Genomic DNA, 16,507 nt, shown 5'->3' with positions numbered 1-16,507 from the left:
AGATGATCGAAAGTCTCTTGATTGCCAATCGTGGTGAAATCGCAAGGCGGATCATTCGCACGGCAAGGCGGCTTGGCATCCGGACGATTGCGGTCCATTCGGACGTCGATTCCGGCATGGCCTTTGTGCGGGAAGCCGATGAGGCACTGCCGATCGGCCCGGCGCCGGCCCGCGACAGCTACCTGCGTCAGGACCGCATCCTGGAGGCCGCCAGGAAGAGCGGCGCTCAGGCGATCCATCCCGGATATGGCTTCCTGTCGGAAAATGCCAAGTTTGCCGAAGCCGTGATCGCCGCCGGGCTCGTCTGGGTCGGGGCACCGCCCGCTGCCATCCGGGCCATGGGCCTCAAAAATGCTGCCAAACAACGGATGATCGCAGCCGGCGTGCCGGTAACCCCCGGTTATCTCGGTGAAGACCAGAGCCCGGAACGACTGCAAAGCGAGGCCGATGCCATCGGCTATCCGGTACTGATCAAGGCGGTGGCCGGCGGCGGCGGCAAGGGCATGCGCCGCGTCGAGCGGACGGAGGATTTTGCGGCGGCACTCGCCAGTTGCCGGCGCGAGGCGACGTCATCCTTTGGCGATGACCGCGTGCTGATCGAGAAATACATCCTCTCGCCGCGTCATATCGAGGTGCAGGTCTTCGGCGACACCAAGGGCAATGTGGTGCATCTCTTCGAACGCGACTGCTCGCTGCAACGCCGGCATCAGAAGGTGATCGAGGAAGCGCCCGCCCCCGGCATGGATGCCGCAACCCGAGAGGCGATTTGCCAGGCGGCCGTCAAGGCAGCCCGCGCGGTCGAGTACGTCGGCGCCGGCACGATCGAGTTCATCGCCGATGCCTCGGAGGGCCTGCGCGCCGATCGCATCTGGTTCATGGAAATGAACACGCGTCTCCAGGTCGAGCATCCCGTGACCGAGGCGATCACCGGACAGGATCTGGTCGAATGGCAATTGCGCATCGCGTCAGGCGAGCCGCTGCCCTTGCAACAGGATCAGTTGGAGATCCACGGCTGGGCCATGGAAGCGCGGCTCTACGCGGAAAATCCCGCAACCGGTTTCCTGCCGTCGATCGGTCGGCTCGACCATCTGCGCCTGCCGGAGACACTACGGATCGACAGCGGCGTCGAACAGGGCGACGAGATCACGGCCTATTACGACCCGATGCTGGCCAAACTCATCAGCCACGGCGCCAGCCGGCAAGAGGCGGCCAGAAAGCTTGGCGAGGCTGCAGGCCAGGTTGAGGTCTGGCCGGTGCGCAGCAATGCAGGTTTCCTCGGCCGCACGCTACGTCATCCTGACTTTCTGGCAGGGGCGGTCGATACCGGCTTCATCGATCGGCATGCCGAAGACCTTGTGCCGCCAAGTGAACCGGCTGAAGCGGTTTTGCAGGCCGCTGCAACGGCCCTGTTGCCGAAACAATCGCAGGATGTCTGGACGGCTCTGACGGGGTTTCGCCTCAATGCCGAGATCGACCGGCAGGTCGCCGTCGACGTTGGAAAGAGGCTCTATCTGGTTCAGGTGAATGGCGCTCAAACGACGGTCCGAATGGAAAACGGGGTTCTTTTCCATGATGGCGAGGCGTGGGAGTTCGGGGCACCGCGGGCCGGGCATGCTGGTCATGGTGGAGGCTCCAGCGACGGCACCATCATCGCGCCAATGCCGGGTATCATCATCGCCGTTTCAGTTGCCCAGGGTGACCTCGTCAAACGCGGCCAGCCGTTGATCGTCATCGAGGCTATGAAAATGGAGCAAGTGCTTCACGCCCCATTCGATGGCAAGGTGGCGGAGCTGAGGGCGAGCCAGGGGAACCAGGTCGTTGAGGGCAGCCTGCTCGTCAGGATCGAGGGAGACGGATGATGGCCGGACGCTATTTCGAAGACTGGAAACTGGGCGACCGGATCTCTCACGAGGTCAGGCGCACTGTGACCGAAACGGACAACCTGCTGTTCACGCTGATGACCCACAATCCGCAACCGCTGCATCTCGATGTCGAATCGGCGAAAGCGAGCGAATTCGGCCAGATCCTCGTCAACGGCACCTTCACCTTCTCGCTGATGGTCGGCCTGTCGGTCGGCGATACCACGCTCGGCACGCTGGTTGCCAATCTGGGCTACGACAAGGTTGTCATGCCGAAACCAGTCTTCCTCGGCGACACGCTGCGGGCGGAAACCGAGATTGCCGACCTAAAGGAAAGCCAATCGCGCCCAACCGCTGGCATCGTCACCTTCAGGCATGAGCTCTTCAACCAGCGGGGCGAACTGGTCTGCCAGTGCCTGCGCTCCGCACTCGTCTCGCGGAGGCCCCAATGAGGCTGCGCTCGCTGCTCTTCGTTCCGGGCGACAGACCCGATCGCATGGAGAAGGCACTCGGCTGCGGCGCCGATGCCCTGCTTCTGGACCTCGAGGATTCCGTGACGCTGGACGCCAAGCCTGCGGCGCGGCTGGCGACGGCGAGCTTCCTGCGCCAGGCAAAAGGCCGGATCCGGCTTCTCGTCCGAGTCAATCCGCTCGACAGCGGCCTTTTGGACGACGATCTCGCCACGATCCTCGAAGGACCGCCGGACGGGCTGGTGCTCCCGAAGGCGGAGGGCGCTTCGAGTGTCGAAGCCCTGAGCGCAAAAGCGCCCGGCATCCCCGTCCTGCCGATCGCGACCGAGACCCCGGCCGCGATCTTCCAGCTGGGCTCTTACACATCCGTCAGCGACAGGCTTGTCGGCCTGACCTGGGGCGCGGAAGACCTGCCGGCCGCCATCGGGGCGCTTGGCGCACGCGACGAGACGGGCCGCTACACCGCCCCTTACGAACTCGCCCGCTCCCTGACCTTGTTTGGCGCCCACGCGGCCGGCGTGGCTGCGATCGAGACCGTTTACCCCGCGCTTGCCGATGCGGACGGGCTTGCCGCCTATGCGCGGCGCGCCCGCTTTGACGGCTTTAATGGCATGATGGCGATCCATCCCGCGCAAGTACCCGTCATCAACCAGGCATTCACGCCGACCCCGGAGGAATTGGCCGAGGCTCAGGCGATCGTCGACGCCTTTGCCGCCAATCCCGGCAAAGGCGTGCTTCGTTTCGCCGGCCGAATGATCGACGCACCGCATCTCAAACAAGCGAAACATCTGCTTGAATACACGGATGACCGTGCCTGAAATTGGTCGCCACAAGCTCACCACCGAGGAGATGGCATCTACGCCAGCGGCTTCATCCAGACGTCATCTGAACGTGGCAGAGGACGAGGGAAATTCGGGAGCACAAAGCCTTGCCGCGTCTTACCCTTTCCGCCGTCTCCAAGCGTTTTGACGATTTTCAGGCTGTCGACGGCGTCTCGCTCACCATCCCCGACGGTGCATTTCTCGCCCTGCTCGGTCCTTCGGGCTCAGGTAAGACCACCCTCCTGCGGCTGATCGCGGGGCTGGAGGCGCCTGACGGGGGTGAAATTCGCTTCGACGAGACGATCGTTGCCGGGGATGGTGCCTTCCTTCCCCCGGAAAAGCGGGGGATCGGCATGGTATTCCAGTCCTACGCCCTGTGGCCGACGATGACCGTTCGCGGCAACATCGAATTCGGCCTGAAGGTCGGCGGATTGAAACCCCGGGAACGCGCCGCACGGATCGAGGAGGTGCTGAAGGTCGTCGGCCTCGCGGGTCTCGGCGACAGACGCCCGCACGAGCTGTCCGGCGGACAGCGTCAGCGTGTGGCGCTGGCCCGCTCGCTTGCCACCCGACCCAATCTGATCCTCCTCGACGAACCGCTCGCCAACCTCGATGCACATCTGCGCGAGGCGATGCTTGCCGAATTTCGTCGCATCCACAGCCTGACTGGCTCCACCTTCGTTTTCGTCACCCACGACCAGGACGAGGCCATGGCGGTCGCGACCCATGTGGCCGTCATGGACCACGGTCGGCTGGAGCAGTTGGCAACGCCGGAGGAGCTCTACCGGAAGCCAGCCTCGCCGATGGTCGCCCGCTTCATCGGGCGCGGTCGGACACTGCCGGTCCGGGTGATCACATCGGAAGGCGGCTGGACCCGGGTGATGCTTGGCCAGCAACTTCTCGACATGCCGGGAAATGCACCCGTCGGCTATGGCTGGCTCTGCTTTCATGCCTCGGATCTCAAGCGCGTCAACGAGGGCGGACATCTTAAGACCGAGCTCGTCGGCCAGGTCTTTCAGAACGGCAGCCTTCTCAGCCATTGCCTGCCGACCGAGATCGACGGCGACGTCGTCAGCCTGCCACTGGACGAGCGGATCGCGCCGGGCACGCCGATCGAACTTGTCATCACGGACGGCTGGGTAATCGGCCAAGGCGGGGGCACGCCCAGCAACGGCGATGTCACACGAAGATCATCGACCTGTCGTCCGGGCGTCATCTCGCTGCGCTAGGCGACAATTCCTGCCGCCCAAGGGCCGGCATTCGACCGTTTTCGGGCCTGCTCCGCCCCTTCAATGAGGTTTCCATGTTCATCCGCACGCTCCTCACCACCACGATCCTTGCCGGTCTCGCCTTCACCGCACAGGCAGAGGACACGATCACCGTCTATACCTCGCAGCCGCAGGATCAGATGACCCAGGTCATCGAGGCCTTCAACGCCGACCACCCGGAGATCAAGGTCGAGCTCTTCCGCTCCGGCACCACCGAAGTCATGGCCAAGCTGCAGGCCGAATATACAGCCGGCAATAGCCCCGCCGACGTCATTCTGATCGCCGACACTGTCGCGATGACCCAGCTGAAGAACGACGACCGCCTGCTCGCCTTCACCGACGCCCCGGTCGAGGGCATCGATCCGGCCTTCATCGATGCCGACAAGACTTTCTTCGGCACCAAGGTGATCACCACGGGCATCGTCTACAACACCGACCTCGTGAAGACGGCGCCGACAAGCTGGAACGATCTGCTCGAAACCGATGCGGCAAAAAGCCTAATCATGCCGAGCCCGCTTTATTCGGGTGCCGCCGTCATCCATGTCGGCACCATGACGCAGCAGCCGGAATTCGGCTGGGCCTACTATGAGAAGCTGGCAGAGGCCGGCGCCGTTGCCGGTCAGGGCAATGGCACGGTCATCGAGGCCGTTGCGCGCGGCGAGAAGGCCTATGGCATCATCATCGAATACATGGCGCTGAACGCTAAGAAGAAGGGCTCACCCGTCGACTTCGTCTTCCCGACCGAAGGCGTGAGCTCGATCACCCAGCCGGTTGCCGTGCTGAAGGGCTCGGATGCAGTGGACGCTGCCAAGACCTTCGTCTCCTGGCAGCTGTCCAAGGCCGCGCAGGAACAGGCAACCGCCCAGGGTTACTTCCCGATCCTGCCCGGTGTCACGCAGCCGGAAGGCTATCCGGCCCTCTCGACGCTGAAGATCCTGCCTGCCGATAGCGATGCCATGCTGAAGGCCGACACCGAGAACAAGGAAAAGTTCGCCAAGCTCTTCGGCGGCTGATCCCAGAATGCACAAGCCGCGTGTCTCGGGAGGCGAGCATCTGCTCGTCTCCCTTCTCGTTCTGTATGTCGCCGCAACAACGCTGTGGCCGCTTGCCCGATTGTTTGCCAGCGCCTTCCAGCCCGGCGAGGACGGTACACCGCTCGGTCTGATGCTTGCCACCTTGTCCAGCCGCTCGACGCTCAGGGCGCTTTCCGGCACGCTGCAGACGGCCCTTCTGTCTGTCCTCGTCTCGACGCTCATTGGCGTGGCGCTCGCCTTTGCCGTCAGCCTGCTCAAGCTGAGGACCCGCGCAGCGCTGACCTTTCTCATCCTGATACCGCTGATCGTACCGTCGCAAACCATGGCGCTCGCCTGGATCGAACTCTTCGGCGCACAATCACCGATCCTCAAACCACTCGGCCTTGCCGCAGCGCCGGGTTCGACCAACCCACTCTATTCGGTGGGCGGAATAGCACTGGTGATGGGCATCGAGCATATGCCACTCGTCTTCATCGCGGTGCGTGCCGCCTTGCGAGCGCTGCCGTCCGACCTGATCGAAGCCGCGCGCATTCTCGGTATTCCGCCCCGGCGGATTGGAACCGGCATCGTGCTGCCAATCGTCATGCCCTCGGTTCTCGCCGGCAGCCTGATCGCCTTCACCGCCGCGATCGGCAATTTCGGCGTCCCGGCACTGCTCGGCATTCCCGGCCGCATTTCTGTCCTGACGACGCTGATCTACCAGCGGCTCAACGGCTTTGGTCCGGCAGCGGCCGGACAGGTGGCGACGCTGGCCCTCGTGCTCGCGGCGATGGCAGCGATCGCGATCGTCATGCGCAATGTCGTTGCAACCCGTCTCGCCGTGCCACTGCCGGCGGGCGCCCCCTTCGTCGCGCGGCGCAGCGCACCCGTGATCGAGATCCTGATCTGGATCCTTGTGCTGATCCTGTCTCTGGTCCCACTGGCGGCCCTCACGATGACCGCACTCTTGCCGGCCATAGGCGTGGCATTCGGGCCAGACACGATCAGCCTCGATCAGTTCCATGCCGTCCTCGACAATCAGACTGTAAGGCGCGCCTTTACCAATTCGCTTATGCTTGCGTTGATCACGGCTGCCATCTCGATGCTCGTCGCCGTGCCGCTGGCCTTTGTGTCCAGGCGCGGGCAGAACCCGGTGTTGCGACTGCTGGACATCATCATCGAAGCCCCCTGGGTTGTTCCCGGAACAGTCGTCGCTCTTGGCATGATCCTCGCCTTTCTGAAGCCTCTGCCGCTTGTTGGGATCTCGATCTACGGAACGATGATGATCCTCGTTATCGCCTACCTCGCGCGCTTCCTGCCACTGGTCCTGCGGCCGGTTGCTGCCGCCGCACAGTCAGCCGACCCCTCGCTTGACGAAGCCGCCCGCGTGACAGGCGCCGGGCTGTTGCGCCGTATCCTGGCGATCTTCCTGCCAGGTGTATTGCCCGCCGCCGCGGCCGGCGCGATCCTGGTGGTGATGACGGCGCTGAACGAACTGACGCTCTCAGCCCTGTTGTGGTCGTCCGGCAACGAGACGATCGGGGTCATGATCTTTGCCTTGCAGTATGAAGGCAACTCGACCGCCGCAGCCGCGGTCGCCGTCCTGTCGACGCTTCTGGTCCTGATACTCGCCGCCATCGCCACGGCCGCCGCCCACCGTCTGCCGAGGGGCACTCTGCCCTGGGTCGATTGATCCAGACGGAGCGGGCGATCGCGGTTTTGCTGCCCTAGTATTCAGAGTTTGTTTCCTTGGTGGGGCAATGGCACTCGACCGTTCCGCAGCTCCGACCGAAGATACAGATCCGTCATCACGGCGGTGAGAATCGAGGTCAGCGTCAGCGCCATGAAACCCGTGATGCTGACAAGGCCGGCGGAATAGGATGCGGCGGCAAGGACCAGCCCCGGCCCGCCTCGGGTATTCATGGCGATGCCAAAGCCTAAACTGGACCAGCTTGGCTGGCGCAGGAAACCTGTCGTGACGGCGACCGACCCGATCTTGACCGCTGAGGTCCAAAGCAGGAAGACGACGATCATCGCGAAATTGGGCGTTGTTGTCAGGTTGATGCTGAAACCGACGCAGATGAAATAGACCGGGGCGCCAAAAGTAGCGGCTAGTTTTTCCAGGCGGTCGAGGCCCTCCGCGATATGGTCGCGAGCGGAACCGGCGACAAGCCCTGCGAGAACCATTCCGACGATCGGCTCGAGGCCAACCAGCATGGTAAAGGCAAGGGTGCCGCCCGCGACAACAAGCGCGAAGAGAAAATCGAGCCAGCCATTGCGCTGAAGCGCCGCCGCACCCCACCGAGCAAGCGGAATGCCGATACCGAGGGTCAGCCCTATGAGAGCGATCGCTCGCAGGATTTGCCAGCCGGCCGTGCCGATATCCGCCCCGCCACTCGAAGAAATCGAAAGGGCAATCGAGAAGATAATCCAGACCACAACGTCGACAATGCAGGCCGAAAGCAGAAGGCTTTTGCCAAAGCGAGACTTGAGCAAACCGTTACTCAGCAGGATCTTGGTCAGGAACGGAATGGACGTCACCATCGTGCCGAGGCTCAAGACCAGGAAATGTGCAAAACGAGTGTGTTCATCGGTATCGACGAACAACGGATCAGGCGCGAACTTGGCTATGGCGGGTGCCGATAGCAGGGCGAGGAAGAATGCCAGGACGCAGCCTGTCACCAGACTGCCGACTTCCTTCGCGTGACTGCCAAGGCCCTCGAAACGCAGATTTGCACAGCTCGGCATCATGAAGAAAAACAGAGCGACGAATTGGATCGCAACGAAGCTGTCGTTTTGCTTGGTCAACAGCGCCATGCTGTCCGGAAAGAAGGTACCGCAGACCGTTTTCACGAGGAACCCGGCACATATGTAGAGCAGGAAATCCGGTAGCAATGCCGACTGCGGGCCCTTGAGACACATCCGGCATAGGCCCCAGCAAAGCGCGATCGCCGACAGCATGATCGCGAAGGCATTTAGGTACTCCGGGATCTGCGGCACGACGAGCCTCCATCGATACTGAATAGAGAACAACAGGCATTGGAAAATCATCTCCCGACCGCTCCGATCGAAAGCCATCCTGGGTACGAGGAATTCCAGCAAAAATGGCGGGGCCGTCTTGCGTGCGGAACTGGAGAAACTGGGGCCGGAGCGTCAAACTATGGTGATGCGTTGAAGTCTGCCGGCGGTCTGCTCATGCATCGTTCGTCATGTGTGGGCCAATGGCGTAAGGTCGATCTCGATGGACGTAAAAATCCTGTCCGCCAGGGCGAGTGCATCGTCCAGGCTGTCGCCCTTCGTGCCCAGGAACCCGAGCACGTCATTACCCAGCGGTGGCCGGTAGACGGTGCCGCCAGGTTTCGGAACGACCTGGAAGTTTATGACACCCGGCATGTTTCGCACACCCGAAGGAACGGACAGCTTCTCGACATGACCCTCGTCACACAACATGGTCAGGGCAATCGAGACCTCTCCCGTCGGCTTCAGCGGCGGGACGTGCACACTTCGTCCCTCCGCCACCGTCAGGGCGGCACTGACGGGGCAGTAACCGTAGGATGCCTCGGAGGTGTATTGGATCGAGCCGCCCCCCGGACGGGCCGCTATCTCGAGAATGTAGGGGCGTCCGTGATGGAAGCGGACCTCGGCATGCAGAACGCCGAGACCGATACCCTGCGACATGGCGCCGAGCCGGATCGCCTCATGCACCAACTCAATCTGACTTGCCGAAAGAGCCGTCGGCATCTTGTAGAGATCGGCGTCGAAGGTTTCAGAATCGATCGACAGCCGGTCGGCAATGGCGCCGAGCTGGAGCGTGTCCCCCTCGATGACGGCTTCGACTGCATGTTCCGATCCGTCGAGAAAGCTTTCGACCAGAAGAGTGCAAGGTCCGATATCCTCGGATTTGGCCTCGAACCGGCTGAACGAGGCGGATTTGCTTCCCTCCATCGCCGCGGCGAAACGGTTCTCCATCTCCACTGGACCGGAAATCTTGTAGACGTGCTGCGCCAGTGCGCCGAGCGTCGGCTTGAGGATCACCGGGTATCCGATCTCCTTGGCGGCGACCAGCGCATCCTCCAGCGTATCGCAGCGGGCAAATTGCGGATGGGGTGCCTCGCCGGCCTGATGTGCAAGACGCATGAACCATTTGTTGCGGCTGTTTTGCGCAGCCTTCAGGCCCAGACCAGGCAAGTGAAGCGTCTCGGCAATGCTGGCGGTGGCGATTACGGATGCCTCGTCGGTCGTCATGACCGCGTCGAAGTCGACCTCGCGGTGCCATTCTTCCGCAGCCTTGCGCAAATCGTCCAGAAACTTGCTCGGCACGCGCCTGATATCGGCAAAGTCGTAGGGATCGACCCTTTCGCTGGTCGTGAGATAGAAGATCGCATAGCCGTGCCGTCGCAGGATATCAAAACGGGGATAATTGCCGGCCCCGCGGGCGTGAACCTCGACGATCAGTAGTCTTCTTTCCCCTGTGCTCATTTCCTGGGCCTCCTTCCGAAATGAAGTGTTTTGATCTGGTCGTGCATGTAGATGCCCACCACGCTCAGCAGAATCATGGCTCCCCCGAAAGCGAGTTCAGGCGTCAGGACTTCACCAAGCAGGAAGATGGAAAGGAGCACCCCGTTGAGGGGCACGATCAGCGTCATCGGAAGCACGGTCCCGACCGGGTATTTTTGCAGCAGGTAATACCAGAACCCATAAGCGAAAACGCCCGACAATGCAGAAGTGTAGAGAAGCGCGAGGATGGAATTCAGCGGAATTTGCGGGATCGAAACCCATTGATTTCCCTCGAAGATATAGGAGAGAAGGAACATCTGCGGCGCGGCCAGCAGGTTGACCCAGGTGTTGATCGTGAAACCCGGCATGCCCTTTACTTTTTTCACCATGATCTGGGCATAGGCGAAGATGAAGGCTGCAATCACCACCGATACGAGGGCAAGCGACACGGAGAATTCTGCCTTCTGCCAGAGGGTCACCGTCAACCCGGCGATCGCAAGAAGGATGCAGGTGAAGCGCAGATAGCTGAACTGCTCGCCGAAGAGCAAAATCCCCAGGATCACCCCGAAGAGGACATTGAGCTGGTAGACGACCGTCGAGGCGCCGGCACCGGCACCACGGATGCCATACATCAGGAAGGCGAAGTGAATGGTGCCGAGCACGAGCGAGATCATCAGCAGATAGGAAAGGTTCTTTCCTGGCATTCTGAGGAATGGCAATCCGCAGATGCCGGCAATGAGGAAACGCCAGCCGCAAAAGAACAGGACGTCAATCCCATTCAGCCCGATCTTGGTCGCCACGAAGTTGCCGGACCACAGCGCCAGCACGACGAGAAGCGCCAAAGTGTCCAATGGTGATAGAGCTTTCATGTCAGGCTCCACAAAATGTAAGAAGACAAAAGGCCTGGATATTCAATGCATCTGCTGCGGCTCGAGAAGCCGGTGGTGGACGGCAACGAGGCCGCTTGGCGTATGGTCAAGAATCGCGAAATCGACGATGCCGTCATATTCGTGAGGATGGCGGCCAACGGCTCCGACGGAGATGTGGAGAAGCCCGCTCTCCATGAGGCGGACGAAGGGCGTATGCAGGTGCCCCGTCACGAGGCAATGCATATGGCGACCGGCCAGGTGCTCATCGACATCGGCGGTCAGCATGTCCAGCGTCAAGCCGATGCGGTTGTCGCGCGGTGATGCGTGGCAAGCGAGACACGTCCGATTGCTCATGACGAATGTTTGCGTATTGGGCATTGCGCCCAGAAATGCCAGATGCGCCGCACTCAGGCACGATTTGAAGGAAAGCATATGGGACCGTGTTCGCTGGTCTTCAGCGTCTGCAGGGTCCCAGCGTTCCAGCCAGCCGTTCAGGAAAAACGCGTCGGTGTTTCCACACACAGCTCCGGTGAGCGGCATGGACATGATCCGATCAAGCAGCATGACGAGCTCGGAAGCGCTGCGATCGCAAAAATGCGTCCAGACCAGGTCGCCGAGAAGCAAGGGAGGACGCCGGATATTCAAGGTCGCGAGGCGATCGAGCACGGCCTCGAAGCCCATGCGGTTGCCGTGGATGTCTGCCAGAACGGGCAAGGCTTCGCTGGAATAGGGCTCACGCATTGAGCGCCTCCTGCGGAATGCGGCAGCCGATGAAGGCGGCCGCGACGTCCTTGGCCATGATCGCTGACGCTGTCGGTCGCTGCCGGTCGGCGCTGAGATCGATGACGATCCCCTCCAGACGCGGATCGAGGCAATGGCTGCCGTGTTCTCCTGTCTTCCGGCTCGGTCCCCAGCGAGCATCCGTGATCGTCGACTTGGCTTGCTGGCAGTGACCGGGCCGCAGATGTCCTAGGAGGTTGAAGCCATCCAGCACCTCGCCACCGATCGGCAAAATGTCAGGCGCTCCTCCCGGTGCATCGGCAAGGTCGCTACAAAGATCGGCCACGATCGACCGCCGAGAAACACCCGCGCGATCGGCGGCGGCAGGATTGATCCAGAGCGCGCCCGTCTCTGCCGGGTGATAGAAGCAAATTGAGCGTTCAACATCGATCTTGAGGTCCGGCGTACTGGCCAGATACCCTCTTTGCGCAAGTACCGTGTTGGGAAATATGATCGTATCCAGCGACGCCATTCCGTGATCAGAGCACACGATGACACGGTCCTTCGGACGCGCCACCGCCTGCAGTCGCGATAGGAAGACGTCGAAGCGTTCGAGCATCGTCAAAACCAGTTCATCGACGACCGCTTCGCGCTCGGCAGACCAGAACAGGCAGGCGGGATCGAGATAGCCGGCGAATTCATGCAGCATGATATCGAGGGCAGGCTGGTATCCGATGACGAGCTGGCTATCGGCCTGCTCGACGCTATCCAGAAATTCATCGAGATAGCGGAGGGACATCTGGAGCAGGCAGGCAGTGAAGACACGTTCGGCGGTGCCGTCGCCGCCGTCGGCGAGACGCGGCCCCAGTTTTCCTTCGCGATAGAGCGTGTTGGGCGCGGATGCGAGCAAAGGCGGCGCGTGCCGTAGCCGCTCTACCGTACGCTCGATGTCATTGCCATACAGCCGCGGGCGCCATGCGCCCAGTTCGATATCGACGGCCTGATGCTGCAGCGACCAGGAACCGACAGTCAGCCGAGCATCTCCGTCGATCGCCTCGTAGTGCCATAATTCCTTGGGGCTGAGCGACGAGGGCGAGGCCAAGGCTGGCGCGCGTACCGGAGGCACGAAGCCGTAGCTGACATAGCGTGCACGCTCCCCAAGCCTTTCTGGCGATACGAAAGGAACATGGCACAGCCGAACTGCATGGCCGGCTTCGGCATAGAAATCCCAGATCCAGCGGACATGCGTCGGTCGAACCGAAAAGGCCTCCTTCACCGCGATTGGATGTGCCACGTCCGGATCCGGCAGATGAAAACCGACGATGCCGGTCCCCAGCGGCTCGACGCCGCTCCAGAGCGTCGACAAGGAGGGCGGCGTCTGACAATTGGGCGATACGGGCAGAAGCCTGCTGATGCAATCCTGCCTCCAGAGCTGCTGCAACATCGGAAGGCGCGCGGCCACCGTAGGGCTCTCGACATATCGCTCGACCAGCCAGTGCGGAAATCCGTCAATCAGCATCCAGAGAAGGCGTGGCAGATCCGTCATAACGAAAGCTCCCGGATAGGGGAGGCAACGGGGCCGAGCACCGAGTACCACGGAACATCCATGAGGCGACGCAGCAATGTGTCGTCGAGAACGCGTTCGCGGCGCATGATGTCGTCGAAAAGTCCATGCCAACGCCCCGGGGTGAATTCGAACGGAAATTCGACATTGTCCCGAAGAACCTCAAGAGACTGTTCGTCCGGCCGGAGTTGCCGCACCTCAAGTCTGGAGTTACTGATATCGGGGAAAAGAACTGCGCGGACATCTCCGCATGCTCTGCGGGGCTTGCCCGGCAGGGCAGCGCGAAACACATGGGGCTCGATAAGTTCCTTGTGGTTGTCCGGCTTCTCGCAGCCGTCTTCCCAGAAGAAATCGACCCCACATGCTGCAGCAAAGACGGGATATGTCCGCAAGGATCCGATGCCTATGTGCGGATAGTCCGGCCAGGCGCGTATCCTCAGGCCGCCGGTGGTGCAATCGATCAGAACCTTGTCGCCGGACAGATAGTCGAAGGCCTCGTTCAGCAACAACCGCAGCAAGGTCGTCGTCTTGCCGGCGCCCTTGTGGCCGAGGACGAGCACGGCTTCCCCGTCTACCATCGCAGCGCTCGCGTGGAGAAGTATAGATCCCCTCGATTCCTCGATGATAAGGCATGTATATCGTATCAATTCTACCAGATGCACGAACGACGCTTCGGAAACATAGGCAGTGATATGTCGGGTATGCCTGTCTATCCGGTAGGCTGTTGTTTTGCTTGCATCATGAACAACGATGACATTCTCGTCCCAAACGGAAACGTCTGCCTTCAGGTTGAACATGTCGGCGGTACTGCGGCGGATAAGCAGGTCGCTCAAAACGACGGTTTTCCATGTTTCGGGAAAGCTCTCATAGGGTTCGAAACCGATGGAAAAATCGAAATGCGAGTGGTCACAGGCCATCTGAAATGATGGAGCCAGAAAGTCCGCCAGTCTGGCGGCAATTCCCGCGCTGTTTTCGCAGTGTTGGAACGCTATGCAGACGTTGCCGTTTTCAAGCAAAAACTGCGTCTGACTGTCAGGCAGTGAGGTCGGCAGCATGATGTGTCTTCCGATTGAGGGAGTGAACCAAAGCCGGCAATGAGGCAATCGTAGACAGGAGAAATGTCGGCTGTCCCGCCGACGCTGAATTGTGAGGGGTCGTGCCCTTGCCCGTCGCGACGAGAACCGAGCGCATTCCGCAGTCCGCGGCCCCCCTGATGTCGGTCAGCATATCATCGCCGACGACGAGGACGTCGCCAGCTCCACATCCGACAGTTCTCAGCGCCTCGTTGAAAAATGTCGCACTGGGCTTGCCGGTCACAGTCGCCTTGCGTCCGATTGCGGCCTCCAGGCCAGCAATGAAAGCGCCGGCATCAAGGTATCGACCCCTCTTATCGACCGAGTACATCGTCCGGTGCGGAACGACGAAATCCGCGCCTTGCGAAAGCATGAGATAGGCTTCGTTCATCGCCGCATAGGAAAAGCCATGTCTGACATCAGTCACGACCACGGTATCTGGGTTGCGCGCAGTCTGGCTGCATTGATCGAAGAGATGCCGAACGCTGTCAGGAACCAGCAGCCAGACAGTGCGGTCCACGTCCCTCGCCAGCAAAGAGGCACAGGCGGTGACGGAAGTCTCTATTTCCTCCGCTTGAATGTCGAAGCCATGCTGCGACAGTCGAGCTGCCAGAGCGTTCGGAGCGAGGCTGCTGATATTGGTCAAGAACCGAAGCGCGATACCGGCTACACGCAGCTCTGATATCGCCTCTACCGCGCCGGGAATTGCGCTGCCGCCAAACATCAACGTGCCGTCGATGTCGCAAAGGATGGCTCGAACCGGGGCCGACATCCGCGCGCCCTCACACCAGCTGAAGCGTTGACGTACAGGCGCCACGCTCGCGAACGCCGGCGGTGAGCCGGTCGAGCAGACCGTCGATCTGCGTCTGCAGTTTCGCCAGATCCGCCGTATTGGACAGGACGTAGTCGGCGCGCATTCTGCGCACTTGCGCGTCGAGCGGCGAATGTTCGATCAGCCGCAGGTCAGCGCGGCAGATCAGACGGTCTCTCAGCACTCCCTCCGGTGCAAAGATCCGGATAAGCCGGAAGCCCTGGCGACGGAGCGCTGGGCAGTCGACCGCGTCATCGCGCAAATCGTCGTTGAGGATGACGTCATCCGTGCAGTCGGCGAGGCGCAGGGTGAGGTTGTCCACGAGGCTGGTTGGCGACAGGTCGCGCAGGCCACGGGCAATCTGCTCCATCAGAGGGTGGTCTTGCGCATCATAGGCGACCGCCTGCCCGGCCGCCTGATAATACATCTGCTTGATATCATAGAGAGGCTTGGCAAGCTTGTGTACGCTGCAGGACAAACCGCGCGCCTGAAGTGCCGTCTGCAGAAGCCGCGCCGTCGTGCTTTTGCCCGCCCCGCTCGGACCGATCAGCGCAAGCCGGATCTGATGGACGCCGGATTTCGTCATCGTCAGATCCCCCTTCCCTGGCCGGTAAGGTCTTTCGACGCCAGATAGTCCTTGAGGAAGCTCAGCTTGGAGTAATTGGTCTTTTCGTAAGGCAAGCCGATCTCGGCGAGGAAGCTCTCCATCGCCTGCCCGATGCGCTCGAAGTCACGATAGATCAGGTCGTCATCGGGAACGCCTCGGCTCTTGTGATACTCGATCTCGCATTGCTGCAGCCGGCCCTGCGGCGAGCTGTCGTTATAGACCCGGCTATCCTCGAAATTCAGAAAGAAGATGTTGCCGGTGTCATTGGCTTCGCAGGCGATGTCCAATCGCGTTCGGCGCCAGTCGGGGCAACTTGCCAGTGGCAGATCGAAGTAGCTGGCAAGGCTCTCCTCGGGCGTGCCTTGCACATAGAGGTTATGGTAGTTCCGCTCCCATCGTTCGAGCGTATCTTCATGGAAGAGCTTCTTCTTGAACGTGACCGTCCGCTCGTCCCAGTTGGCACGCTTTTTCTTGCTCCAATACATGATGGAGACATAGCCGCCGACGCCCTCCGCATTGGGCAGGATCTCGCAGAGATTGTTGTCGTAGCTCCAGTGCTGGATCTCATCACCAAGCTGCGGCATGAATCCTTCGATCTCGCCACGATCGAGCTTCTCGTAGAACAGCCTGTTGATACTGTAGAAGTTATAGGGGGTACGGATGTTGAACTTGAATTCGAGCTCGGTGTCCGGCAGCCCCTTGTAATAGAGGCATTCGTAATTGCACAGCCGCAGATGCTCCTGGTCGCACAGGGCAAACAGCGCGCCGACGAGATCCTGGTCGGGTATCGTCACTGACAGCGGCGACACGCTGAGAAAATGGCTCTTGTGCACCTCGACGGTAACCGGTGTTCAGGTCCCACGTTGCTCGTTGCCGCCTGATCTGTGATCGACATTCCATGGATCATCAACGGGAGTTTCTCCATGGAGACCTCA

The 16,507-nt window shown here is 61.1% G+C and carries 15 protein-coding genes; 6 read left to right on the top strand and 9 right to left on the bottom strand.

All coding sequences use genetic code 11. From position 1 onward, the window contains the following. Positions 1-2: 2 nt before the first annotated feature. The 6 genes from BW978_RS06070 to BW978_RS06045 all read left to right on the top strand — a co-directional run bounded on the left by BW978_RS06070 (position 3) and on the right by BW978_RS06045 (position 7,124). Positions 3-1,859, top strand: coding sequence for an acetyl/propionyl/methylcrotonyl-CoA carboxylase subunit alpha (locus tag BW978_RS06070; protein ID WP_076393303.1), 1,857 nt, complete (start codon positions 3-5; stop codon positions 1,857-1,859). Further along, complete coding sequence (locus tag BW978_RS06065; RefSeq protein ID WP_076393301.1) at positions 1,859-2,311, top strand: MaoC family dehydratase; 453 nt, start codon at positions 1,859-1,861, stop codon at positions 2,309-2,311. The genes BW978_RS06070 and BW978_RS06065 overlap by 1 nt, the downstream gene beginning before the upstream one ends. Next, positions 2,308-3,147: an HpcH/HpaI aldolase/citrate lyase family protein gene (locus BW978_RS06060; protein ID WP_076393299.1), complete on the top strand. Its 840-nt coding sequence runs from the start codon at positions 2,308-2,310 to the stop codon at positions 3,145-3,147. Before BW978_RS06065 ends, BW978_RS06060 begins: the two co-directional genes overlap by 4 nt. A 110-nt stretch (positions 3,148-3,257) precedes the next feature. Beyond that, complete coding sequence (locus BW978_RS06055; RefSeq protein ID WP_076393297.1) at positions 3,258-4,379, top strand: ABC transporter ATP-binding protein; 1,122 nt, start codon at positions 3,258-3,260, stop codon at positions 4,377-4,379. Between the two features lie 74 nt (positions 4,380-4,453). Continuing rightward, positions 4,454-5,431, top strand: coding sequence for an ABC transporter substrate-binding protein (locus BW978_RS06050; RefSeq protein ID WP_076393295.1), 978 nt, complete (start codon positions 4,454-4,456; stop codon positions 5,429-5,431). 7 nt (positions 5,432-5,438) lie between these two features. Beyond that, a complete protein-coding gene (locus BW978_RS06045; RefSeq protein WP_076393293.1) occupies positions 5,439-7,124 on the top strand; it encodes an ABC transporter permease in 1,686 nt (561 codons plus the stop codon). Between the two features lie 41 nt (positions 7,125-7,165). Here the strand turns inward: BW978_RS06045 and BW978_RS06040 are convergent, their stop codons facing one another. The 9 genes from BW978_RS06040 to BW978_RS06000 all read right to left on the bottom strand — a co-directional run bounded on the left by BW978_RS06040 (position 7,166) and on the right by BW978_RS06000 (position 16,381). Next, the gene (locus BW978_RS06040; protein ID WP_076393291.1) at positions 7,166-8,431 is read right to left on the bottom strand and encodes a cation:proton antiporter; all 1,266 of its coding nucleotides are present in this window, start codon (positions 8,429-8,431) and stop codon (positions 7,166-7,168) included. Positions 8,432-8,638: 207 nt separating this feature from the next. Continuing rightward, complete coding sequence (locus tag BW978_RS06035) at positions 8,639-9,910, bottom strand: ATP-grasp domain-containing protein (protein WP_083697513.1); 1,272 nt, start codon at positions 9,908-9,910, stop codon at positions 8,639-8,641. Next, complete coding sequence (locus tag BW978_RS06030) at positions 9,907-10,797, bottom strand: DMT family transporter (RefSeq protein WP_083697512.1); 891 nt, start codon at positions 10,795-10,797, stop codon at positions 9,907-9,909. The genes BW978_RS06035 and BW978_RS06030 overlap by 4 nt, the downstream gene beginning before the upstream one ends. A 42-nt stretch (positions 10,798-10,839) precedes the next feature. Then, the gene (locus tag BW978_RS06025; RefSeq protein ID WP_076393287.1) at positions 10,840-11,538 is read right to left on the bottom strand and encodes a metallophosphoesterase family protein; all 699 of its coding nucleotides are present in this window, start codon (positions 11,536-11,538) and stop codon (positions 10,840-10,842) included. Continuing rightward, entirely contained in the window at positions 11,531-13,063 is a 1,533-nt protein-coding gene (locus tag BW978_RS06020) for an alkaline phosphatase family protein (protein ID WP_076393285.1), read from the bottom strand. Before BW978_RS06020 ends, BW978_RS06025 begins: the two co-directional genes overlap by 8 nt. Next, positions 13,060-14,136, bottom strand: coding sequence for a hypothetical protein (locus tag BW978_RS06015; protein ID WP_076393283.1), 1,077 nt, complete (start codon positions 14,134-14,136; stop codon positions 13,060-13,062). Before BW978_RS06015 ends, BW978_RS06020 begins: the two co-directional genes overlap by 4 nt. Further along, positions 14,114-14,926 (bottom strand): TIGR01458 family HAD-type hydrolase, encoded by an 813-nt coding sequence (locus BW978_RS06010; RefSeq protein WP_076393281.1) that lies wholly within the window; start codon positions 14,924-14,926, stop codon positions 14,114-14,116. Before BW978_RS06010 ends, BW978_RS06015 begins: the two co-directional genes overlap by 23 nt. 10 nt (positions 14,927-14,936) lie before the next feature. Then, positions 14,937-15,551, bottom strand: coding sequence for a P-loop NTPase family protein (locus BW978_RS06005; protein WP_076393279.1), 615 nt, complete (start codon positions 15,549-15,551; stop codon positions 14,937-14,939). Between the two features lie 2 nt (positions 15,552-15,553). After that, positions 15,554-16,381: a hypothetical protein gene (locus BW978_RS06000; protein ID WP_139330364.1), complete on the bottom strand. Its 828-nt coding sequence runs from the start codon at positions 16,379-16,381 to the stop codon at positions 15,554-15,556. Positions 16,382-16,507: the final 126 nt, after the last annotated feature.

It is taken from the genome of Rhizobium sp. RU33A (assembly GCF_900156055.1).
GTDB lineage: Bacteria > Pseudomonadota > Alphaproteobacteria > Rhizobiales > Rhizobiaceae > Allorhizobium.
Note: the sequence above shows the minus strand (reverse complement) of the source record. Positions and strands in the feature narration are given on the sequence as shown.